The 21,859-nt window shown below is 57.6% G+C and carries 20 protein-coding genes; 1 reads left to right on the top strand and 19 read right to left on the bottom strand.

The window, feature by feature from the left end; translation table 11 throughout:
- Window positions 1–46: 46 nt before the first annotated feature.
- The 19 genes from ABUK73_RS09810 to gnd all read right to left on the bottom strand — a co-directional run bounded on the left by ABUK73_RS09810 (window position 47) and on the right by gnd (window position 19,419).
- Window positions 47–931 carry a putative bifunctional diguanylate cyclase/phosphodiesterase gene (locus ABUK73_RS09810; protein ID WP_353577117.1) on the bottom strand — a complete coding sequence of 295 codons (885 nt, stop codon included), beginning with the start codon at window positions 929–931 and terminating at the stop codon, window positions 47–49.
- Between the two features lie 703 nt (window positions 932–1,634).
- The gene (locus tag ABUK73_RS09805) at window positions 1,635–2,708 is read right to left on the bottom strand and encodes a sensor histidine kinase (protein WP_353577116.1); all 1,074 of its coding nucleotides are present in this window, start codon (window positions 2,706–2,708) and stop codon (window positions 1,635–1,637) included.
- Between the two features lie 103 nt (window positions 2,709–2,811).
- Window positions 2,812–3,240: a DUF4112 domain-containing protein gene (locus ABUK73_RS09800; protein WP_353577115.1), complete on the bottom strand. Its 429-nt coding sequence runs from the start codon at window positions 3,238–3,240 to the stop codon at window positions 2,812–2,814.
- 123 nt (window positions 3,241–3,363) lie between these two features.
- Window positions 3,364–4,047: an ABC transporter ATP-binding protein gene (locus ABUK73_RS09795; RefSeq protein ID WP_454892351.1), complete on the bottom strand. Its 684-nt coding sequence runs from the start codon at window positions 4,045–4,047 to the stop codon at window positions 3,364–3,366.
- Window positions 4,047–4,796 (bottom strand): ABC transporter ATP-binding protein, encoded by a 750-nt coding sequence (locus ABUK73_RS09790; RefSeq protein ID WP_353577114.1) that lies wholly within the window; start codon window positions 4,794–4,796, stop codon window positions 4,047–4,049. Before ABUK73_RS09790 ends, ABUK73_RS09795 begins: the two co-directional genes overlap by 1 nt.
- Complete coding sequence (locus tag ABUK73_RS09785; RefSeq protein ID WP_353577113.1) at window positions 4,789–5,763, bottom strand: branched-chain amino acid ABC transporter permease; 975 nt, start codon at window positions 5,761–5,763, stop codon at window positions 4,789–4,791. The genes ABUK73_RS09790 and ABUK73_RS09785 overlap by 8 nt, the downstream gene beginning before the upstream one ends.
- 6 nt (window positions 5,764–5,769) lie before the next feature.
- Window positions 5,770–6,693, bottom strand: a complete 924-nt coding sequence (locus ABUK73_RS09780) for a branched-chain amino acid ABC transporter permease (RefSeq protein ID WP_353577112.1) — start codon at window positions 6,691–6,693, stop codon at window positions 5,770–5,772.
- A 9-nt stretch (window positions 6,694–6,702) separates the two neighbouring features.
- A complete protein-coding gene (locus ABUK73_RS09775) occupies window positions 6,703–7,839 on the bottom strand; it encodes an ABC transporter substrate-binding protein (RefSeq protein WP_353577111.1) in 1,137 nt (378 codons plus the stop codon).
- Between the two features lie 122 nt (window positions 7,840–7,961).
- Window positions 7,962–9,587, bottom strand: a complete 1,626-nt coding sequence (locus ABUK73_RS09770) for an AMP-binding protein (RefSeq protein WP_353577110.1) — start codon at window positions 9,585–9,587, stop codon at window positions 7,962–7,964.
- A gap of 475 nt (window positions 9,588–10,062) precedes the next feature.
- Window positions 10,063–10,569, bottom strand: a complete 507-nt coding sequence (locus ABUK73_RS09765; RefSeq protein ID WP_353577109.1) for a MarR family winged helix-turn-helix transcriptional regulator — start codon at window positions 10,567–10,569, stop codon at window positions 10,063–10,065.
- A gap of 206 nt (window positions 10,570–10,775) precedes the next feature.
- Window positions 10,776–11,561 carry an SDR family NAD(P)-dependent oxidoreductase gene (locus ABUK73_RS09760; RefSeq protein ID WP_353577108.1) on the bottom strand — a complete coding sequence of 262 codons (786 nt, stop codon included), beginning with the start codon at window positions 11,559–11,561 and terminating at the stop codon, window positions 10,776–10,778.
- Between the two features lie 2 nt (window positions 11,562–11,563).
- On the bottom strand, window positions 11,564–12,412 hold the full coding sequence (locus ABUK73_RS09755; RefSeq protein WP_353577107.1) for a fumarylacetoacetate hydrolase family protein: 849 nt from the start codon (window positions 12,410–12,412) through the stop codon (window positions 11,564–11,566).
- Window positions 12,409–12,837: a cupin domain-containing protein gene (locus tag ABUK73_RS09750; protein WP_353577106.1), complete on the bottom strand. Its 429-nt coding sequence runs from the start codon at window positions 12,835–12,837 to the stop codon at window positions 12,409–12,411. Before ABUK73_RS09750 ends, ABUK73_RS09755 begins: the two co-directional genes overlap by 4 nt.
- A 27-nt stretch (window positions 12,838–12,864) precedes the next feature.
- A complete protein-coding gene (locus tag ABUK73_RS09745; protein WP_062448574.1) occupies window positions 12,865–13,260 on the bottom strand; it encodes a RidA family protein in 396 nt (131 codons plus the stop codon).
- Entirely contained in the window at window positions 13,253–13,672 is a 420-nt protein-coding gene (locus ABUK73_RS09740) for an acyl-CoA thioesterase (protein WP_353577105.1), read from the bottom strand. Before ABUK73_RS09740 ends, ABUK73_RS09745 begins: the two co-directional genes overlap by 8 nt.
- Before the next feature lie 24 nt (window positions 13,673–13,696).
- The gene (locus ABUK73_RS09735) at window positions 13,697–14,482 is read right to left on the bottom strand and encodes an SDR family NAD(P)-dependent oxidoreductase (RefSeq protein WP_353577104.1); all 786 of its coding nucleotides are present in this window, start codon (window positions 14,480–14,482) and stop codon (window positions 13,697–13,699) included.
- Between the two features lie 7 nt (window positions 14,483–14,489).
- The gene (locus ABUK73_RS09730; protein ID WP_353577103.1) at window positions 14,490–16,802 is read right to left on the bottom strand and encodes a bifunctional salicylyl-CoA 5-hydroxylase/oxidoreductase; all 2,313 of its coding nucleotides are present in this window, start codon (window positions 16,800–16,802) and stop codon (window positions 14,490–14,492) included.
- A 206-nt stretch (window positions 16,803–17,008) separates the two neighbouring features.
- On the bottom strand, window positions 17,009–18,382 hold the full coding sequence (zwf, locus tag ABUK73_RS09725) for a glucose-6-phosphate dehydrogenase (RefSeq protein ID WP_353577102.1): 1,374 nt from the start codon (window positions 18,380–18,382) through the stop codon (window positions 17,009–17,011).
- 20 nt (window positions 18,383–18,402) lie between these two features.
- Window positions 18,403–19,419, bottom strand: coding sequence for a phosphogluconate dehydrogenase (NAD(+)-dependent, decarboxylating) (gnd, locus tag ABUK73_RS09720; protein ID WP_353577101.1), 1,017 nt, complete (start codon window positions 19,417–19,419; stop codon window positions 18,403–18,405).
- 393 nt (window positions 19,420–19,812) lie between these two features.
- Here gnd and tkt point away from each other — a divergent pair, with 393 nt between their 5' ends.
- Window positions 19,813–21,858 (top strand): transketolase, encoded by a 2,046-nt coding sequence (gene tkt / locus ABUK73_RS09715; RefSeq protein ID WP_353577100.1) that lies wholly within the window; start codon window positions 19,813–19,815, stop codon window positions 21,856–21,858.
- Window position 21,859 lies beyond the last annotated feature (1 nt).

Genomic DNA, 21,859 nt, shown 5'->3' with positions numbered 1-21,859 from the left:
TCGCTGCGGCAGCAGATGATTGCTGCTGGCGCGGCGCGTTTTTCGCTCAAGCGAGGAAACGAGTTTCAAACGCTTCCAAAGCAATTGGTCGCCCGAAATAATAGCCTTGAAAGGCGCTGCAGCCGCATTCGGTCATGAAGCGCAATTGCTCTTCGGTTTCGATGCCTTCGGCGAGAATGTCCAGACCCAGATCATGCCCCATCTGGCATATGTTTCGCGCCATCAATGCCCCCCGTTCGGTCGTTGTCGCACGCACGAAGCTGCGATCGATCTTCAACTGCTGAAGGGGAAGCTGGCGCAAATAGCTCAAAGACGAGTAGCCCGTACCGAAATCATCGAGCGCAATGCCGATGCCCTTGTCTTTCAGGGCCTTGATCTTGTCTATGAGTTCGTTGACCTCGGACACGAACATCGTCTCGGTCAGTTCCAGTTTCAGCGACCTTGGCGCAACCGCGGATGCTTCGAGCGCCGACATGACATTCGCTACGAAATTTTCCTGGAAGAACTGATCCGGGCTGACATTGATCGCCAGAACAATGTCTTTTGTCTCATCCTTCGTGGCCCACTTGGACAGGGTTTCAATCCCCTTGCTCAGAACCCAGCCACCCACCTCGGGCATGAGACCGGCGCGTTCCGCCAATGGAATAAAATTATCTGGCGCGACATAGCCAAGGCGTGGATGCTTCCATCTGAGCAGCGCTTCCGCACCAATCAGACGACCGGAACGATCGACTTGTGGCTGAAAGAACAGTTCGAGCTGCTCCTTGGCGACTGCTGTGCGCAACTCGCGGACAAGCCTGCTATCGGGACCGAGCTTTCGCTGCAGAAGCAGGATGCCGCCGCACAATACGGCACTCGCAATCGCCGCGTGGGCCCAGGCCGTAATCGTTCGAATTTCATCCGGCAATGGTGTTGCGAAGCTAAATCGCATCGGGCTTGCTGAAAATAGTATGAAGCCCAGAATGGATGTAATGATTATTCCAAGCTGAAGGCGCGTTGGGTCCAGCTGAAGATTCGCGAAGCCAGCCAAGGCGATGATCAACAGGTAAATATGCGAAACTCTAGGGACTGAATCATCAGGCACATCAAAGAGCAATGAAAAGCAGACAATGAATAAAACGCATGCGACTTGAGAGACCAGCATGCCGGAGGATATGTGTCCCCGTTTTGCTGCTATCCATCCCGCAAATATGATGGCGCACAACAATCCTTCGATCATTACCAGTGGCCAGTGCTGCATCAGCACAAAAACCACCAGCCACGCTCCGCTCACCGCGACGCCAACGGGAAGAGCGATACGACAGATGAATTGAAGGTGCTGAAAATGCTGTTTTTGAGTCAGGTAATGGTTGGTGCTGGGTGATTTAAACAATGGAACTCGCCACATGCTGATTGTGATGAGCTTATCAGGAATAACGCATGAAATCGACTGAACTCAGAAAATTATTTTGCATCCGATAAACTATTTTATTTTTATTGACGGATTTACTAAGATTTTAAGTGTTTGCATCGAAAGGCGTAGGAAAACTCAAAGTATCGTTCGCAAAGTGCATCTGGTGGATATTTCAACAATGCTCTGTTTTTCCCGAATCGCGACTCGTAAGGCAAAATTTAAAGGCTAGTTTCCCTTCAATTCATGCTTCTACTGCATTAATGCGCTTGAACGCAATCGTCACCTTCATGCCGTGACCGAGCTCGGATTCTACATCAATTTCTGCTTTGGCGTTTCGCCGCACCGACTCAACAATCATGGCGCTCAGTTTACCGCGCTTAGGCCAATCCGCTGCGTCAGAAAGTCCTACACCGTCATCCGTGACGATGATCTTGCAGCCTTCGTCATCCACAGTGCAACGGACGCCGATCAGGCCGCCATCGCGACCGACGAATGCGTGTTTCAGCGCATTGGTCATAAGCTCGTTGATGACGAGACCGACGGGCATAGCCACGTTGACCGACACCGGCCATGTATCGATCTTCAGTTCCAGCCGAATTCCCTCGACGGCGTGAGCGGCCATGACCGAAGACGCGATCTGGCTGACATAAATGCCCAGATCGACAGTCTCGGTTTCCTTGCCGCCATATAGGGATTTATACAGGATCGAAAGTGCGTCGATGCGGCCTGCCAATCTGCCAAACTGTGCGCTTTCTTCCTCGCTTTGAACATTGCGGGCTTCCATACGGATCAGCGCGGTGATCATCTGGAGATTGTTCTTTACGCGGTGTTGCAGTTCCTTCAGCAACACGTCCTTTTCGGCGACTGTCTCGCTCAAGACAGCGGTGACGTCGGCCCTGTCGCGTGCAGACATGGCCAGCAGCCGGAACAGCGGCTTTTCGGAGTCGTCGACAATCGTGTTCGACCAGACGTCGACGACACGGGTCGCCTCTTCCGTTTTGATGGTGAACGCACCGAGATATTCCTCATTTTCCAGCAGGGCATCGGAAAGCTCAGGCCCGTCAACCAGTGGTGCGCTTGAAGGAAGGATCGACCACGGCTTGCCTTGAATGGTTTCGGCGGTCAGATCCGTCAGGCGCTCGAATTCGATGTTGCCGTAAACGATAAGCTCTTCCTTGCCAAACTCCGCAACCGCCACTGCGAATGGAACATGGTCGAGAAACTGCCGGAACCGATCGTCATCCAGCGCTTCGGCAAGATGCGGTAAATCGGCGATGTTGGCAGGTGTCGGCGGCAGGTTGTCTGTTTCATTCATAAGGAAATGCTTTCGGTGAACGCCAACCCATATCACGGCGTCTACACTCCTCACACTGGTTTTTACGAGCGTCCGTGTGAGCCCATTTCCGCTGAAACTGCGGCTATCGCTTTCTCTTCAGCTCATCGCGGTCGATGCCGAAATGATCCAGGATCATGTGGACGTTTCGGCGGTGCGACTTGAAATAGACATCGAACACGTCGCCGACGAGCGGGAAACTGCCGATGACCGAATCTGCAGCGACATTGCCGAGCATGCGGATGAGTTTTTCGCGCGGCACGCCAAGCCGACGGGCTTCGTTGACGATGTAAAGACCGACAAGCGCGCCAGCACCATCTCCGATGAGAGGCACCAGACCCATGATGGAATCTGCACCAAAGCGAATGCGGGTGCCGGGGATGCCGATTGCCGTATCCATAAGACGGGCAATGCCGGACAGACGCTTCAAGCGGCGAAGTCGCTGTGCGCTATCGATGAATTCGTCGGAGGCACCCTCAGCTGCCCGGCTCGCATTCCATGTTCTCGTTGCCATTTGACACTCCTACACGGAAAACAGAAATCCATGTCCGCTATAGATGAATGGGGTGGGGGAGGGCCTCATTCAAGAGTGGGGGCACGAATAGCTTTGTCGGCTCAACAAAACAAAGGCTCACCGTCAGACGCCGAGATAGCGATCCTGAACATCGGCGGCCAGATCGCCGCTCGTTCCCTGCCAGACGCTTCGTCCGTTTTCAAGAATGACGCAGCGGTCGGCAACGGGCAGAAGTTCAGTTAGTGTCTTGTCCACCACGAGAATGGACAGGCCTTCGGCTTTGAGCTGGCGTATCGCCCGCCAGATATCCTGCCGGATGACGGGGGCGAGGCCTTCTGTCGCTTCATCGAGGATGAGAAGCAGCGGATTGGTCATCAAGGCGCGGCCGATGGCCAGCATCTGCTGTTCGCCGCCGGATAGCGATTTGGCCATCTGGGCATGGCGCTCCTGTAGGCGCGGGAAAAGCGCATTGACCTTTTCCAATGTCCATGGGCCGGGTCTCGCTGCCGCGACCAGATTTTCGTGGACGGATAGATTGGGGAAACAACGCCGCCCCTCCGGCACAAGGCCGACGCCCAGACGCGCGACCTTGTAGGGCGCGAGACGGTCGGTTCCTTTACCGCTGAACGAGATGCGACCGGTCTTCGGCGGCATGAGGTTGCAGATCGACTTGATCGTCGTCGATTTGCCCATGCCGTTGCGGCCCATCAGCGCCACGACTTCGCCTTCGGCCACGCTGAAATCGACACCGAAAAGCACCTGGCTGGCACCGTAATAGGTGGTGATATCCTGCACATTCAACAGCATCAGGCATGATCTCCAAGATAGGCGGTGCGGACTGTCGGGTTGTTGCGGATTTCATCCACCGTGCCCGTTGCGATGACCTTGCCGTAAACGAGAACGGAAATCCTGTCTGCAAGCGCAAAGACCGCATCCATATCGTGTTCCACCAGCAGGATCGGCGCTTCGTGACGCAGCGTATCGAGGAAGCCGATCAGCTTTTTCGACCCTTCCGGCCCCATGCCCGCCATCGGCTCATCGAGCAGGAAGGCTTTTGATTGAAGCGCCAGCGCCATGGCGATTTCCAGCTGTCGCCTTTCACCATGCGAAAGTTCGGCGGTCGGCAGGCGCGCGCGATCAGCAAGGCCGACCCTTTCGAGAATCGCCATAGATGGATCGACCAGCGATTTGTCCTGCATGACCGGTTTGAAGAAACGAAAGCTCGTCCCCTGCTTAGCCTGCACCGCCAACATGACGTTGCGCAGTGCAGAAAATTCCGGTGCGAGCGACGATACCTGAAATGTTCGCCCCAGCCCGCGTTGTGCGCGCTCAGCGGTGTTGAGCGCACCGATATCTTCACCGGCAAAGCGGATTGTGCCGGAATCCTGTCTAAGCGTGCCGCAAATCTGGTGAATGAGCGTGGACTTTCCAGCGCCATTGGGACCAATCAGCGCGTGAATTTCGCCGGTGCGAAGATCGAGCGTCACGCCATCCGTTGCGCGCAGCGCGCCGAAATTCTTGACGAGATTGTCTATCTGAAGAACTGCGTCAGCCATGTTTTGCCTTTCCGGCCAAAAGGCCGAGCAAGCCACCCCGGGCAAACAGCACTACACCGAGAAGGATGAGCCCAAGAAAGAACTGCCAGCGTTCTGTCAGTCCGCCCAAGGCGAATTCGAAGGCCACGAATAGGGCGGCCCCGGCAAGCGGGCCAAACAACCTTCCCGTTCCGCCGAGAATGATGAGGACGATCAATTCACCTGACATGTGCCAGGACAGCATTGAGGGGCTGACGAAGCGGTTGAGATCGGCATAAAGCGCGCCAGCCAGAGCGGTGATCATAGCCGAAATGACGAAGCCCACGAGGCGGATGCGGTAGGGATGGATGCCGACGGTCGCAACGCGGGTTTCGTTTTGTCGGGCCGCCTGCAAGGCTGCCCCGAAGCGGGACGCGCGGATCAGCGCGAAGAGGCCGATGGCCGCGATCAGCACCACGTAACTGACGAGGAAGAAGCTGAGCGGCTTCATGGTGTTGATGCCCGGGAGCTGGTTGCGCACCAGAATAGACAGGCCATCCTCACCGCCATAGGCAGGCCATGAGATCGCGAAATAATAGACCATCTGCGCAAAGGCGAGGGTGATCATGATGAAGTAGACACCGGTCGTGCGAAGGCTGATGAGGCCGATCAAAAATGCGACCAGACCGGATGCACAGGCCGCAACGATCCAGATGACCGGCATCTGTACCGTGCCGGGCAGGCCGAAGACCATCGGTTCGCCGGAAAAGCCGTGGCTTGCGAGAATACCGGCAGCATATCCACCGATGCCGAAAAAGGCAGCATGACCGAAGGATACGAGGCCTCCAAGGCCGAGCGCTAGGTTGAGGCCGAGCGCGGCCAATGCCAGAATGGCGATGCGCGTGGCAAGTGTCACGTAAAAGGGTTGGCCGAGCGCGTTTGCGGCCAGCGGCGCTGCCAGTAGCAAGGCAGCAAGCAGCAGATTGACTGTGTTTTCACGGGTCAGCATGGGGCCTCACGCATGGGCTGGCGGAAAGAGCCCGCGCGGTTTGACAGCCAGAATTATGGCCATGACGACATAGATCAGCATGGATGCCGCAGCACCACCGATCATGCCTGCCTGCGACGGATCGACAAAAAGACTGAGCAGTTGCGGCAGCAAAAGGCGTCCCAGCGTATCGGTGATGCCGACCAGAAGGGCGCCATAGAGCGCACCCTTGATGGAGCCGATGCCGCCAATGACGATCACGACGAAGGCGAGGATCAGCACCGGTTCGCCCATGCCGACCTGCACCGATTGCAGCGCGCCCACCAGCGCACCGGCAAGACCTGCCAGAGCTGAACCGAGCGCAAAGACCAATGTGTAGAGCGTGCGGATATCCACACCGAGTGCCCCGATCATCTCGCGGTCGCTTTCGCCAGCGCGAATGCGCATTCCGAGACGCGTCTTGCCGATGAGGAGGTAAAGACCGAGCGCGACGAATGCGCCGACGGCGATGATAGCCAGACGATAGACCGGATAGCTCGCATCGCCCGGCAGCGTCACCGCGCCTTGCAGAAGCGGCGGGATATCGAGGTAGAGCGGGAAAGATCCGAATATCCAGCGGGTGCCTTCCGAAAAGATCAGGATGAGCGCAAAGGTGGCCAGAACCTGATCCAGATGGTCCCGGTCATAGAGTCGCCGGATAACGGCGAGTTCGACAATCGCACCAGCCGCTGCCGCACAGATGAGGCTTGCGACGAGGCCAAGCCAGAATGAGCCGGTCCAGGCGGCGACGGTGGCGCAAGCAAATGCGCCAACCATGTAGAGCGAGCCATGAGCGAGGTTGATCAGCCCCATGACGCCGAAGATCAGCGTCAACCCGGCAGCCATGAGAAACAACATGACGCCGAGCTGGATGCCGTTCAGCAACTGTTCGATAGCAAGTGCAATGGTCACGCTGTGGCCTTAGATCTTGCAGTCTTGGGCGTAGGCGTCACCGTGATCGGAGAAGATTTTCTCAACCGTCTTGTTGGTCAGCACGCCGTCTTTCTTCACCACTTCGGTGATGTAGAGATCCTGGATCGGATGCTGGTTGGTGTTGAACTTGAAGTTGCCGCGCGGAGACTTGATATCGGCCTTCAACAGTTCGGCGCGGAAAGCGTCTGTATCCTTGACGCTGGCCTTGGCAGCAGCAGACAAGATCAACTGTGCCGCATCGTAAGCCTGAAGGGCATAGATGGACGGCAGGCGGTTATATTCCTTTTGGAAATCGGCAACGAATTTCTTGCTGACCTCGGTATCGAAATCCGGCACCCACTGGCCGGATGCCTTGGCGCCAATGGCCGCATCACCAATGGCAGGCAGAACATCCTGGCTGAAGGAGAAGCCGGGGCCCATGACCGGAATTTTGACGCCCGACTGTGCAAACTGCTTCATGAAGGCAATGCCCATGCCGCCGGGAAGGAACGTGAAGATGCCATCGGCACCGGATGCGCGCATCTGGGCAATTTCGGCGGCATAGTCCGTCTGTCCCACCTTGGTGTAGACCTCGGAAACCACCTCACCCTTGTAGTAGCGCTTGAAGCCAGCCAGCGAATCCTTGCCTGCCGGATAGTTCGGCGCCAGGATGAACATCTTCTTGAAGTCCTTGTTGGCATATTGGCCCATGGCTTCGTGAAGATTGTCGTTCTGATATGCGGCGTTGAAGTAAAGTTTGTTGCAGCCCTTGCCAGCCAGTGCTGCCGGTGCGGCATTGGTCGAGACATAGAACTTGCCCTGTGCGACGGCGCCCGGAACGACGGCCATCAACAGGTTCGACCAGACGATGCCGGTCAGCACATCGACATTGTCGCTCTGGATCATCTTGTCGGCAATCTGGACGGCGAGTTCCGGCTTCTGAGCGTCGTCTTCCGTCACAACGGTGACGTCCTTGTTGCCGGACTGCTTGATGGCCAGCATGAAGCCGTCACGCGTATCGACGCCGAGACCCGCACCGCCGCCCGAAAGCGTTGTAATCATGCCGATTTTCAGCGGTTCGGCCACGGCCAGGCTGGATACGCCAAGGCTGAGCGCCATCGTGGCGGTGACAAGCATCTTCCTCATTGAGATATTCCCCTTTTTGGTTTTCTACTCTGCCCGGCTGGCTGCCGGGTGGAACCATTACCTTCCACAAACACGGAAAGACTTGCAATGTCACAACATGACGAAAGTTGGATATAAGCCGATTACATCGTCTGAGCGGGCTTCAGTCTGAAGCGCTGGATTTTGCCGGACTCGGTTTTCGGCAAGGCATCGGTGAAGGCGACAGAGCGCGGATATTTATACGGCGCGATGACGGCCTTCACATGCTCTTGCAATTCTTTCGCCATCGCATCGCTGGCTTCATATCCCGGCCCAAGCACGATATGGGCCTCAACGATCATGCCGCGCGCGTCGTCGGCAGCGCCGATAACCGCACATTCCGAAACGGCGGCGTGTTTGAGAAGCGCTGCCTCGACTTCCGGACCGGCAATATTGTAGCCGGCGGAAACGATCATGTCGTCGGAGCGGGCGGCGAAATGGAAATAGCCATCGTCATCCTGCACGAACGTATCGCCCGGCAGGTTCCAGCCATTGCGAACGAATTTCCGCTGGCGGTCGTCGGCAAGATAACGGCAGCCGATTGGTCCTTTGACGACCAGATGGCCGGGCGTACCGCGCGGCACCTCGTTCATGTCGGCATCCACCACCATCGCCTCATATCCGGTCAGCGGCTTGCCGGTGCATCCCGGTTTGAAATCGTCCTGGCGGTTGGAGATGAAGATATGCAGCATTTCTGTGCCGCCGATGCCATCAAGGATCGGCTTGCCGGTCTTCTTCACCCATTCGTCAAAGACCGGCGCGGGCAGCGTTTCTCCGGCGGAAACGGCAATTCTGAGCGAGGACAGATCGGCGCCTGCATCCATCGCGGCCATCATTGCGCGATAGGCGGTGGGGGCCGTAAAACAGATTGTCGCTTTGTAAGTCTCGATGATCTCGATCATCTTGGGCGGCGTGGCCGTTTCCAGAAGGGCGGCACTCGCGCCAAAACGCAAAGGGAAAACGGCGAGGCCGCCGAGGCCGAAGGTGAACGCCAAGGGTGGCGAGCCGACGAAGATATCCTCCGGCTGAACATTCAGCACTTCCTTTGCGTAGGCATCGGCAATGATGAGAATATCGCGGTGGAAATGCATCGTCGCTTTGGGGACGCCGGTTGAACCGGAGGTGAAGCCGAGCAAAGCGACGTCATCGCGGCCGGTTTTGACCGCTTCGAACCGAACCGGCTTGTTGAGTGCTGCCCGGTCCAGTTCGGCATCATGGTTGGCGGTGCCATCGAAACCGATGACCTGGGTCAGGTAGTCGCTTTCCTTGGCCGCCATCACCAGCTCATCCATCAGGCGGGTGTCGCAGAGCGCGATGGTGATTTCGGCCTTGTCGATGATCTTGGTCATCTCGCCAGCACGCAGCATGGGCATGGTGTTGACGACGACCGCACCTGCCTTCATCGCAGCCAGCCAGCACGCGACCATGGCAGGATTGTTGGCGGAGCGGATCAGAATGCGGTTGCCCGGCTTGACGCCATAATCCTCGATCAGCGCCCGGGCGATGCGGTTCGTCCAGTCGGCAAGCTCTTTGTAGGTGCGACGACGGCCGTTGCCGATGAGGGCGGTATGATCGCCGAAACCGCGCTCGACCATCCGGTCGGTCAGCTCGACGCCTGTATTCATCCACTCGGGGTAATCGAACCCATCGAGCTTTATTTCCGGCCATTCTTCGAAGGGCGGAAGATTGTCGCGGGCAAAGGTATCCTGATGGCCTGACGGTCCCAGCATAGTTATGTTCCCAGTTATTCTTATCGATGTGGCTTTTTGCCTTTTGTCCAGAATTGCACCGGAATTTGGCTCTGGCAAGAGAGAAAGTTTAAGTTTGTAATATTTTTTTTGAAATCTTAAATTGGAATCCTGGCGTTTAAAATATATGCAAATTTGATTGCCTACACGCCGATTTACCGGGCAATGAGATTTTTGAGATGCGCCGGAAATTCGTTGTTTTTAAAGGATATTTTGAGGCTAGTTGGCCTTAGTGCTTTGTTGCCAAAATCTAGTTCAGGCATTCTGCATCCTGCCGAGGCAAACATGCGTCGGCGCTAAAGAGCAAGTTCTTTTGATTTTAATGGTGGTGGCAGAGCGCCAGATAAGAACATCGAGATTTGAGCAAGGCTCTGTGTCTCTTACACGCTCGTGGAGGCTGCCCATAACTGCGCTAAGGATTGACGCGTGTCAGGTAATCAAGCCGGGGATACTGCCTTTAAAGGTCGTCGCCTTCATCGGCAGAGAGATGGTTGTGCGCCGACCGTTTGACCTGTCCAACATGGGTGAGAAGGCCGGAGACCACGATGGGGTCCACATCCGCCATCATGTCTTCCAGCCAGCCTCCATGCGCTTCCGCCATGGCTTCGAATATTGTCCGGCCCTTGTCTGTCAGGCATGCGACGATGACGCGTCGGTCATCGGCTGGCCGTTCGCGCAGCACGAGGCCGTCCAATTCCAGTCGTTCAACGAGGCCGGTGATGTTGCCATTCGTGACCATGGTGCGTTTCGACAATTCGCCAAGACGCAAACCTTCCGGCTCCCGGTACAGCTGGGATAGCAGATCGAACTGCGGCAGGGTGGCCCCGAATTCACGGCGCAGGCGGCGGCGTATTTCCTGCGAGATCAGCTTGGTGGTGGACAGCAGGCGCAGCCAGAGGCGAAGCTCCTGCTTCTTGCCCTCTTGCGTATCGCTGATAATGATTTCGAGATCGACCGCCGACATAGTCCCGCCCCTTTCACGCCTTGAATGGCAAATACCGACTTACGTCAACATGTTTGAACATTCAAAGAACATCTGGCATATCAGCGCATCGCAATCTTTGCTAGCCAGAACAGCGGGTGAAGCAAACTTCATTCCCTGCAGAATTTATATTTTTATTCGGACGCAGAGCGATTCCTGCGTCCGAATAATTGAAGAGGCATCGGCCCTCAACTATCGGGGAAAATATTCGTCTGCGTTGCTACGCGGCGATAGGCGGCGCCTGCGGTAAACCCGCCATCAATGACAAAGTCTTCGCCGGTGATGAAGCTGGATGCGTCAGACGCAAGAAACAGCACTAACTCGGCGATTTCCTCTGGCTTTCCGCTGCGCTTCATCGGTGTCATCTCGATCATAGGCTTGAGATGCGGGCTTGCGGCATTGAGGCCGGTGACGACGAGGCCCGGGCAGACGGCGTTGACGCGGATGCTCTTCGAGACCAACTCCATGGCCGCACTGCGGGTAAGGCCGCGAAGGCCCCATTTGCTGGCGGTATAGGCCGGATCATAGTGGCCGGAAAAGCCGCTATTGGAGGAGATGTTGATGATGGAGCCACCGCCGCTTTCCGCCATGCGGTCGGTGACCGCCTGAATGCCGAGGAAGGCGCCGGTCAGATTGACCTTGAGGACACGTTCCCAGGCTTCCAGACCTGTCGAGGCAACCGTCGAGCGGTTGATGATGCCGGCATTGTTGACGAGGATGTCGATGCGGCCTTTCCACTCGGTAGCAAGGGTAACGACCCCTTCCCAGCTTGCTGGGTCGGTCACATCGAGATGGACATAGCGGGCTTCGAATCCGTCATCTTGCAAGGCCTGCGCCAGAGCGCAGCCTTCATCGGCCAGCAAATCGGCGATGATGACGGCTGCACCCTTGGATGCAAACAGCCGCGCTTCGGCTTCGCCCTGTCCGCGTGCACCCCCGGTAACGATGGCCAGACGGCCTTTGAGATCGCTCATGCTCAAGCCCTCGCTTCGATGGTGGTCTGGCGCTGTTCGCCAAGACCTTCGATGCCAAGTGTCATGACCTGACCCGGCTGAAGGAAGACCGGTGTCGGCTTGATGCCCATGCCCACACCCGGCGGCGTGCCGGTGGCGATGATATCACCCGGCATCAGCGTCATGAACTGGCTGATATAATGGACGAGATGGGCCACACCGAAGATCATGGTGGAGGTATTGCCGGTCTGGCGGCGCTGACCGTCGACATCGAGCCACAGCGCAAGATTCTGCGGATCGGCAACCTCATCACGGGTGACCAGCCATGGGCCGATCGGTCCGAAGGTGTCGTGGCTCTTGCCCTTGGTCCACTGACCGCCACGCTCCGACTGGAAGGCGCGCTCGGAGACGTCATTGACGACGCAATAACCGGCGACATAAGACAGCGCATCGGCTTCGCTCACATATTTGGCGTGCTTGCCGATGACCACGCCAAGCTCGACCTCCCAGTCGGTCTTGGCAGAGGTACGGGGTATCTCGACATCGTCATTCGGGCCGACAACAGCGGTCGTGGCCTTCATGAACAGGATTGGTTCGGGTGGTGGCTCCTTGCCCGTCTCCTTGGCATGATCAGCATAGTTCAGGCCGACGCAGATGAACTTGCCGACATGGCCGACGCAGGCACCGACGCGGTCAGCGGAAACGACCGGCAGGCTTGTCGGATCGACGGCACGGATTCGGGAGAGAGCCTCATCACCAAGCGTTTCGGCTGCAATGTCCGATACGACGCCGGAGAGATCGCGCAACGTGCCATCGTCTGCGAGAAGTGCGGGCTTTTCAGCGCCGAAGGCTCCAAGTCTCAACAGTTTCATTCTGCTCTCCTGAAGCCGGTGAGAACGCTGTCATCGACGTCGGGCAGATTGACGACGATATTGTCCGGCGTGCGGGTCGTCAGCCAGACCAGCTCTTCCGTCGTGGACATGTTGACCTCGATATGCGGCCAGTTCGGCGGCACAAAGATGAAGTCGCCCTCTTCCATGTCGAGGAACTCCTGCCAGTTCTCGCCAAAATAGATGCGCGCCTTGCCTTTGAGCACATAACCGCCGGTCTCGGCCTCGCCGTGGTGGTGCGGATAGGAGCGGTAGCCGGGGTCGTTGGAGACCTTGCCGAACCAGATTTTGGTGGCGGGCGTGTGCTGCGGGCTGACGCCGGAGATGCGCACGCAGCCGCCGGACTGGCCGGTTCCTGTGTCTTCCTCACCCTTGCGGGTAATCACGGGCCTGACGTTGCTGGTCATCGAATTCTCCTCCTCTTTGAATGGTGATCAGTCAGGCACCACGGCCAGCGACTGGATCTCGATCTTGGCGCGGTCTTCCATCAGCGCCACGACCTGAACGGCGGCCATGGGCGGGAAGTGGCGACCGATGATCTCGCGGTAGATGGCACCGATTTCCCGCATGCGGGATTTGTAGGCCTCGCGGTCGGTAAAATACCATGTCATCTGGATGAGATGCTCCGGTTTGGCATTGGCCGCTTCCAGCACGCTGACGATGTTCAAGAGCGTCTGGCGCACCTGATCGACAAAATCGTCGGAATGGAACTGGCAATGTTCATCCCAGCCGATCTGGCCGCCGACCTGAACGATGCGTCCACGGGCGCTGATACCGTTGGAATAGCCGATGGGCTTTGCCCATCCGTCCGGCTGGATGATTTCATGCATCATGTCTTGGCTCCAGATAACGTGTCAGGCCTGCGCGGATATCGTCGGGCCAGGGATGGGATTTATGGTCAGTGAGGGACGTCATGACGATGCGCTGGCGCACCGTCCAGATGATGTCACCATTGACGGTCACGATAGTTTCCAGATCGAGCGAGGCGCGACCGATGGAGCGCACATGCACGGCAAAATCCAGGACATCGCCGTAAACGGCTGGCTTCTTGAACTCGAGGTTCATGGTCACGGTCGGCAAGCCCAGCTTGCGCTCGAACATGATCTCTTTCCAAGTGATGCCAAAAGAGGCGAACATCGCTTCGTTGACGTCGACCAGCATGGACAGATAGGCCGGATGGTAGGCGATCCCGGTCAGGTCGCAATCGCCGAAACGCATCGGCTTGGAATGGGTATAGGGCATGTGTCTTCTCGCTTTTTAACTCGCTCAGCCAACCATGATTTCGCCACCGGCAATGGCAATGGCCTGTCCAGTGATCGAGCCTGCGCCCGGTGAGGCAAGCCACAACACGGTATCGGCCACCTCCTGCGGCTGGATCAGGCGTGCCTGAGGATTGGATCTGGTGAACTCGGCCAAGGCCTCATCGCGGCTGCGCCCTGTCTTTTCGATGATTGTCTCCAGCGAGCGCTGGATGATCGGCGTATCGGTAAAGCCCGGGCAGACGGCATTGACCGTCACGCCCTTCTTGGCCAGCTCCAGCGCGAGCGCCCGCGTCATGCCGATGACGCCATGCTTGGCGGCGCAATAGGCAGAGACATAGGCGTAGCCGGTCAAACCCGCCGTCGACGCAATGTTGACGATACGGGCACCGGCGCCATGGGCTTTCAGATCGGCAAGGGCCGCCTGCGTGACATTGAAGACCCCGGTCAGATCGACCGACAGCACATGGCTCCACATGTCGAGCGTGGTCTTTTCGAAGGACGCACTTGGAGCCTCGCCGGCATTGTTGACCAGAATGGAGATGGCCCCGAACGCTTTTCGCGCGCGCTCCAGACCACTCGCAATCGCGTCCGGCTGGGTGACATCGAAGCCATCGAGAACGAGGCAGTTGCTGCCGATGGCAGTGGCCACGTCTTCCAGCGGCTGGCGACGACGCCCGGCGAGCGTCACCTTCGCCCCAGCTTTTGCCAGGGTCATGGCAATGGCCGCACCGATGCCGCTTCCAGCTCCGGTCACCAGCGCATGGTGGCCTTCAAGGGTCTGCTTTACCATGTCAGCCTCACTTTGCCGCCGCTGCGCGGTCGAGATTGGCTTCGTATTGTGCTTTCGCCGACATATATTGCTTGGGCCATTCAACGGATTTCAGGCCGATCCTGGCCGCTTCATGCAAAGTCCAGGATGGATCGGCAAGATGCGGACGGGCAACGGCGCACAGATCCGCACGACCGGCCGAGATGATCGAGTTGGCATGATCGGCCTCCGAGATCGCACCGACGGCAATGGTCGGAATGCCGATTTCGTTGCGGATCTTGTCCGAGAACGGCGTCTGGAACAGACGGCCATAGACGGGCTTTTCTTCCTTCGACACCTGACCCGAGGAGCAGTCGATCAGATCGGCCCCCGCATCCTTGAACATCTGCGCATAGATCGCCGCATCCTCTGGCGTATTGCCGCCCTCTGCCCAGTCATGGCAGGACAGGCGAACCGAGATCGGCTTGTTTTCAGGCCAAGCGGCACGCACCGCTGCAAAGACCTCCAGCGGATAGCGCGCCATGTTCTCATGGCTGCCACCGTATTCATCCGTCCGCAAATTCGTTAGTGGCGACAGGAAGCTCGACAGCAGATAGCCATGGGCGCAGTGCAGCTCCAGCCAGTCGGCCCCGGTTTCGGCGGCACGCTTGGTGGCGGCAACGAAGTCGGCTTTGACGCGGTCCATATCGGCCCGGTCCATCGCTTTGGGCACGACGCTGTGCTTCAGGTAAGGGAGCGCTGAGGCCGAGAATAGCGGCCACACGCCGGTCTCCAGCGGCTGGTCGATGCCCTCCCAGGCCAGTTTTGTCGCGCCCTTGCGCCCGGCATGGCCCAGCTGAATGCCGACCTTGGCAGCACTATTGGCATGGGCAAAGGCCACGAACCGTTTCCAGCCCGCAATCTGCTCGTCGTTCCACAGGCCAAGGCAACCGGGGGTGATGCGGGCATCCGGCGATACGCAGGTCATCTCCGCAAAGACCAGACCCGCGCCACCCATGGCGCGCGCGCCCAGATGCACCATGTGGAAATCATCGAGCAAACCATCGGTCGCCGAATACATCGCCATCGGTGAGACGACGATGCGGTTGGCAAGCGTGGTGCCGCGCAGCGTATAGGGCGTAAACATCGGGGGCAGGCAGCGTTCATTGTCCTTCACCTGCAAACCGGATTGCTGGGCAAACCAGTGCTCATAGCCCTCCAGCCAGTCCTTGTCGCGCAGGCGCAGGTTCTCGTGGCTGATGCGCTGCGAGCGGGTGAGCATCGAATACATGAACTGCTCGGGCGGCAGGGTATCGGCATAGCGCTGCCCCACCACTTCGAACCATTCCATGGCATTGCGTGCAGCATTCTGGATGCGGGCGACATCGACGCGGCGAATATCCTCATAGGTTTTGAGAACATCGGCAATGCTGTCCTTGCCGTGCCCGGCCTTGTTGAACTGGTTGGCGAGCTCGATGGCGTCATCGATCGCCAGCTTTGTGCCGGAGCCGATGGCAAAATGGGCGGTATGGGCAGCGTCACCCATCAGCACGACATGGGAATTGCCATTGAAATGGCTCCACTTGCCGCAGATCAGCCGAGTAAAGTTGAGCCAGGCGCTGCCACGCATGTGGCGCGCGTTCGTCATGAGCTCAGAACCTTCGAGCGTTTCGGCAAACAGGTCCTGACAGAAGTCGATCGATTGCTGCTGGTCCATCTGGCCCAGCCCATGCGCCTGATAGGCCTCTTCCGTCGTCTCGATGATGAAGGTCGAGGTATTCTCATCGAACTTGTAGATATGCGCCTGAAACCAGCCATGGTCTGTCTTGCGGAAGTCGAAGGTGAAGGCATCGAACAGCTTGTTGGTGCCAAGCCAGATGTAACGGTTGGGCCGCACCACCAGATCAGGCTCGAAAATCTCCTGATACTTGTTGCGGATTTTCGAGTTCAGGCCATCCGAAACGATCAGAAGATCGGCGTCGGGATATTCCAGATCACTTTGAACCTCGGTCTCAAAGACTAGCTCCACGCCCAGCGCTTCGCAGCGCGCCTGCAAAATGTTGAGCAGCTTCTTGCGGCCAATGCCGACAAAGCCGTGGCCGGTGGTGCGCTGGCGCGTGCCCTTGAACAAAACCTCGATATCGTCCCAGTGGTTGAAGGCCTGCTGGATCTCGTCGGCGCTGTCCTTGTCCCAGACCTGCATGGAGGCCATGGTCTGGTCTGAAAACACCACGCCCCAGCCAAACGTATCGTAGGGACGGTTGCGCTCGACCACGGTCACCTGATGCTCAGGATGCAGCTTCTTCATCAACAAGGCGAAATACAGCCCCGCAGGACCCCCACCAATACAGACGATACGCATGTCACCCTCCGTAGCTTTTTCGACAAAATCATCGAGATAGCAATATTGTTTGAAGGTTAAACTAAATTTGGATTTTACGCTTGTCAATCGAAAGCGGAGGAGCCGTGAAAATATTTTAGGCTTCAAATATGTAGAGGCGTAAGGTGGTATTGGATTCACCAAGGCGCGCTGTCGGGCCTTGGTGATCTTGTCCATGCAGCAGCGTTTTAGGCGGGATCGCTCCAGCCGTTCGGAGGGCCGAAGTTGGCCATGGCGTCTTCTGGGCCCCAGGTTCCCGGCTCATAGGTCGCCGGGGTGGACTTATCATCCAGCACGGGCTCGACGATGCGCCAGGCAATTTCACTGGCATCCTGCCGTGTGAAAAGCTGGCCGTTGCCGTTCATCGCGTCACTGATGAGGCGCTCATAGGGCTCCATGTCGCCCTGATCGTCATCGACGGCATAGAGCTCGATTTTTTCTCCCTGCATGGCATCGCCTGCCGCCTTGCGCCGAGCGCCGATGGCGACGGAGACTTCCGGCGCAATGCGAAAGCGGATGTAATTGGCGTCCGCAGGCTTGATGTCATCGAAGACATTGAGCGGTGGTGGCTTCAAGCGGACAACGACTTCCGTTGCGTGGACGGGCAGGTTTTTGCCAGCACGGATGAAGAAGGGCACATCCTTCCAGCGCCAGGTATCGACGAAGAACCGTACTGCGGCGAAGGTTTCCACGCTTGAGGCCGGCTGAACGCCGGGCTCGGAAAGGTAGCCTTCAAACTGGCCGCGCACGACATCATCCTTCGTCAATGTGCGGATTGCCTTCAGAACCTGTACTTTTTCATCGATCAGGTCGTCAGCCGAGCGCCCGGATGGCGGCTCCATGGCCAGAAGCAGTAGAATGTTGAGGAGGTGGTTCTGGATGACATCGCGGATGCAACCGACTTCATCATAGAACCGCCCGCGCCCCTGTACCCCAAAGTCTTCCGCCATCGTGATCTGGATGCTTTCGATATGATCGCGGTTCCATATTGGCTCAAGAAATGAGTTGGCAAAACGGAAATACAGCAGGTTCTGGATCGCTTCCTTGCCGAGATAATGATCGATCCGATAAATCGATTTTTCTTCGAAAACGATATGCAGAACGCGGTTCAGCCATCTCGCCGATTGCAGGTCGCGCCCGAAAGGTTTCTCCACCATCAGCCGCGCGCCCGTGGCTCCGCCGGATTGTTCCAGCCCCTGCACCACAGGCTCGAACATGCTGGGTGGTACGGCCAGGTAATAGAGCGGATGCCGGCCGGGGCCGATTGCGTCCTTCAGCTTGTCGAATGTCGATTGATTGCGGTAATCGCCGCTGACATAGCGCAGCAAGGAGGCAAATTTCGTGAAGACACCTTCATCGATGGTGCCGACGGCTTTGGTTATGCCCTCGCGGGCGCGGGCCTGAAGTTGCCCGACATCCCAATCTTCAAAAGCGATACCGATGATCGGCTCGTTCAGCATGCCCCGCGCCACAAGGGCGTAAAGCGCTGGAAATATCTTCTTGTAGGCAAGGTCGCCAGTTGCCCCGAACAGCACCAGCGTATCGGATCGTGTCTCGGTCATGGTCATGTCCTCGATTGTGCTCAGGCGCCAGATTTCGGCTTTTCATGGTGCCCACCGAAGGCAAACCGCATGGCTGAGAGAAGCTTGTCAGCGTAAAGCGACTCGCCTTGCGAGCTGAACCGCTGGAACAGAGCGGAGGACAGGACCGGGGCGGGGACGCCGGTATCGATGGCGGCCTTGAGCGTCCAGCGTCCTTCACCGGAATCCGAGACCCGACCGCCATAGCCCGCCAGCTCTGGGTCCTGCTTCAAAGCGTCCGCTGTGAGGTCGAGAAGCCACGAGCTGATGACGCTGCCGTGCCGCCACACTTCCGAGACCGCCGCCATGTCGATATCGAACTGATAATATTGCGGCGTTGGCAGCGGGCTTGTTTCCGCATCCACATCTCGGGTCTTTTTACCGGCATTTGCGGCTTTCAGGATGTTCATTCCCTCGGCGTAAGCTGCCATCATGCCGTATTCGATGCCGTTATGGACCATTTTCACGAAATGGCCAGCACCCGTCGGGCCGCAATGCAGATAGCCGAGATGGGCAGTGCGCAAACCCTCGCTCGCCGCCTGTGTGTCTGGCGTGTCGCCTGGAGCCAGCGTCGCGAAGATGGGGTCGAGGTGACGCACGGCCTCATCCGGTCCGCCGATCATCAGGCAATAACCGCGCTCCACGCCCCAGACGCCGCCGCTGGTGCCGACATCGATATAGTCGATGCCCTTGGCGCGCAGTTGTTCGGCCTTGTCCACATCGTCATGGTAATAGGAGTTTCCACCATCGATGATGATGTCGCCCGCTGTCATCAAGGCCGCGACCTTGTCGACATTCGCGCCGGTGATGGCTGCGGGGAGCATCAGCCATGCACATGCGGGCTTTTGAAGTTTGGAAACGAAGTCTTCCATGGAGGTCGCGCCGACAGCGCCCTCGGAAACAAGAGCAGCAACGCTTGCCGGGTTGATATCGTAGACGACGCATTCATGGCCGCCTTTCAGCAGGCGCCGGACCATGTTTGCGCCCATTCTGCCCAGTCCCATCATTCCGATCTGCATGTGATTTTCCTTGTGAAATTCCGGATGTGTTTCGCGGCGTGCGGATCAGTAGGGAGGTGAGAATGTCGGAGCACACCGTGGGTGAGAATAAACACCATATGGCTCAGGGAGGTTCCGGCGGATTGGAATGTTCGAAGCGCAGTCGCTGGAACTGCGTGTTCAGGCTGTTATCTGCCATCCCGTTCTCCCGGTTTCTGGGCAACAGTATCACCAAACTTCACCAGCAATTAAGACATATCGATGTTGTGATTGACATAGGTGGCAACGGAGAGAGTTGACGAATTTTTCCGCCCTCAAAAGGGGTGAAAACATTTGGTCATTGGAACATTTGACGGTGGAGCGGGCTTTTCCACAATGACGTCGCAACCGCGAACATGTCGAGGAGCTTCCCCCATGCAGGACCAATCTACCGTTTCACCACAGAAATCTGTGCCGCCGCCACGCGACCCGCATTTGCGGGAGCTTGCCAATTGCATCCGGTTTTTGTCCATGGACGCCGTTCAGCAGGCAAAGAGCGGTCACCCCGGTATGCCGATGGGCATGGCGGATATCGCAACCGTCTTGTTTTCCGAGTTCATGACCTTCGATCCGAAGGACCCACATTGGTTTGACCGTGATCGGTTCATCATTTCCAACGGTCACGGTTCCATGCTGCTCTACAGCTTGTTGTATCTCACCGGTTATGAAGACATGACGCTGGAGGAGATCAAGCGTTTCCGCCAGATCGACAGCCGCACGGCAGGCCACCCCGAATATCACCACGCCACCGGCATAGAGACCACAACCGGGCCGCTCGGGCAGGGGCTTGCAAATTCCGTTGGTTTCTCATTCGCCGAGAGAATCATGAACGCGTCATTTGGCGATGATCTGGTCGACCATTTCACCTACGTCTTTCTGGGCGATGGATGCCTGATGGAAGGGATCAGCCAGGAAGCGATATCCTTCGCCGGACATCGCAAGCTGGGGCGTTTGATCGCGTTCTTCGACAACAATTCGATTTCCATCGATGGTGCGACCAAGCTCGCTGAGTCCGACGATCAGGTTGCGCGTTTCCGCGCGTCCAATTGGCATGTGGTGGAAATCGATGGCCACAACACGGATGCCATTCGTGACGCCATTATCGAAGCCAGGAACGTGACCGATAAACCAACGCTCATCTCCTGCCGCACGATCATCGGGTTTGGTTTTCCAACAAAGGCGGGCACCCAGAAAGCGCATAGTGATGCACCCGGAGAAGAAGAAATCGCTGGAGCCCGCAAACTGCTCGACTGGTCGTCACCGCCTTTTGAAATTCCGCAGAATTTGCTGGATGACTGGCGCAAGATCGGTGCCAAGGGCCGTGCGAAGCGACAGGAATGGCTGGACCGGGTTGAACAAACCAAGGGAGACCTGGGAGCGGATTTCAAACGCCGGATGGATGGTGAGCTACCCGATGGATGGCGCGAAGCGATTTCCGGTGCGAAGACGGAATTGCTGAAAAGCGAGAAGGATTTGGCGACGCGTCAATCCAGCGGCATCGTCCTCAACCATTTGTTTGATGCTATCCCTGAAATGCTGGGCGGCTCTGCCGATTTAACGCCGTCCAACAATACCAAAGCGAAGAACCAGACCGATATCGAGCCCGGTGCGTTTTCCGGGTCCTATATCCATTACGGCGTGCGCGAACACGGCATGGCGGCGATCATGAATGGCATCGCTCTTCATGGCGGTCTCATCCCTTATGGCGGTACGTTTCTGACCTTCTCGGATTATTGCCGCCCGTCCATTCGTCTTGCGGCCATGATGGAAATTCGAACGATCTTCGTGATGACCCATGATTCCATCGGTCTCGGCGAAGATGGGCCGACACACCAGCCGATAGAGCATCTCAGCGCGCTGCGGGCTATTCCCCAACTGGCCGTCTATCGTCCCGGCGATGCCATTGAGACTGCCGAGTGCTGGGAATCCATTCTGGACGAACCACGGCAGGCAGCCCTCATTGCTCTCTCTCGCCAACCCATGCCTTTGCTAAGGCGCGAGCCGGGCGATGCCAATCTATCTGCCAAAGGTGGCTATGTGCTGCTGGATGCTGAAGGCGGGCAGCGGAAGCTGACGATCTTTGCCTCGGGTTCCGAGTTGCAGCTGGCGGTCAAGGCACGCGATGTTCTCCAGAGCGAGGGTGTGCCGACGGCTGTCGTTTCCATGCCGTGCAGACTGTTGTTCGAAAAGCAGGACGTGGCCTATCAGCGGTCCGTGATCGGTGAAACCCGAGCCCGTGTCGCGGTTGAAGCCGCAGTGCAGGATTCCTGGGATCGCTATATCGGGCTCGATGGCAAGTTTGTCGGCATGCACCGTTTCGGCGCGTCCGGAAAGATCGAGGATGTCTACAAGAAGTTCGACATCACAACCGAAGCTGTCGTCACCGCTGCACGGGACGTGATCAAACAGTTGGGGCAGTAAC

The sequence above is a fragment of the Agrobacterium vacciniicorymbosi genome (genome assembly GCF_040427045.1).
In the GTDB taxonomy this organism is placed as follows: domain Bacteria; phylum Pseudomonadota; class Alphaproteobacteria; order Rhizobiales; family Rhizobiaceae; genus Agrobacterium.
The sequence above is the reverse complement of the archived record's forward strand: the minus strand, read 5'-3'. Positions and strand labels throughout refer to the sequence as shown.

What these genes read in the sequence shown, in the direction of transcription:
- ABUK73_RS09735 (WP_353577104.1), bottom strand. Translation starts at nt 14,482, where the DNA reads ATGGTAAAGCAGACCCTTGAAGGCCACCATGCGCTGGTGACCGGAGCT.
- ABUK73_RS09775 (WP_353577111.1), bottom strand. Translation starts at nt 7,839, where the DNA reads ATGAGGAAGATGCTTGTCACCGCCACGATGGCGCTCAGCCTTGGCGTA.
- ABUK73_RS09765 (WP_353577109.1), bottom strand. Translation starts at nt 10,569, where the DNA reads ATGTCGGCGGTCGATCTCGAAATCATTATCAGCGATACGCAAGAGGGC.
- ABUK73_RS09730 (WP_353577103.1), bottom strand. Translation starts at nt 16,802, where the DNA reads ATGCGTATCGTCTGTATTGGTGGGGGTCCTGCGGGGCTGTATTTCGCC.
- ABUK73_RS09750 (WP_353577106.1), bottom strand. Translation starts at nt 12,837, where the DNA reads ATGACCAGCAACGTCAGGCCCGTGATTACCCGCAAGGGTGAGGAAGAC.
- ABUK73_RS09770 (WP_353577110.1), bottom strand. Translation starts at nt 9,587, where the DNA reads ATGCTGGGACCGTCAGGCCATCAGGATACCTTTGCCCGCGACAATCTT.
- ABUK73_RS09760 (WP_353577108.1), bottom strand. Translation starts at nt 11,561, where the DNA reads ATGAGCGATCTCAAAGGCCGTCTGGCCATCGTTACCGGGGGTGCACGC.
- ABUK73_RS09790 (WP_353577114.1), bottom strand. Translation starts at nt 4,796, where the DNA reads ATGGCTGACGCAGTTCTTCAGATAGACAATCTCGTCAAGAATTTCGGC.
- ABUK73_RS09810 (WP_353577117.1), bottom strand. Translation starts at nt 931, where the DNA reads ATGCGATTTAGCTTCGCAACACCATTGCCGGATGAAATTCGAACGATT.
- gnd (WP_353577101.1), bottom strand. Translation starts at nt 19,419, where the DNA reads ATGCAGATCGGAATGATGGGACTGGGCAGAATGGGCGCAAACATGGTC.
- ABUK73_RS09805 (WP_353577116.1), bottom strand. Translation starts at nt 2,708, where the DNA reads ATGAATGAAACAGACAACCTGCCGCCGACACCTGCCAACATCGCCGAT.
- ABUK73_RS09755 (WP_353577107.1), bottom strand. Translation starts at nt 12,412, where the DNA reads ATGAAACTGTTGAGACTTGGAGCCTTCGGCGCTGAAAAGCCCGCACTT.
- tkt (WP_353577100.1), top strand. Translation starts at nt 19,813, where the DNA reads ATGCAGGACCAATCTACCGTTTCACCACAGAAATCTGTGCCGCCGCCA.
- ABUK73_RS09800 (WP_353577115.1), bottom strand. Translation starts at nt 3,240, where the DNA reads ATGGCAACGAGAACATGGAATGCGAGCCGGGCAGCTGAGGGTGCCTCC.
- ABUK73_RS09785 (WP_353577113.1), bottom strand. Translation starts at nt 5,763, where the DNA reads ATGCTGACCCGTGAAAACACAGTCAATCTGCTGCTTGCTGCCTTGCTA.
- zwf (WP_353577102.1), bottom strand. Translation starts at nt 18,382, where the DNA reads ATGACCGAGACACGATCCGATACGCTGGTGCTGTTCGGGGCAACTGGC.
- ABUK73_RS09795 (WP_454892351.1), bottom strand. Translation starts at nt 4,047, where the DNA reads ATGCTGTTGAATGTGCAGGATATCACCACCTATTACGGTGCCAGCCAG.
- ABUK73_RS09745 (WP_062448574.1), bottom strand. Translation starts at nt 13,260, where the DNA reads ATGCATGAAATCATCCAGCCGGACGGATGGGCAAAGCCCATCGGCTAT.
- ABUK73_RS09740 (WP_353577105.1), bottom strand. Translation starts at nt 13,672, where the DNA reads ATGCCCTATACCCATTCCAAGCCGATGCGTTTCGGCGATTGCGACCTG.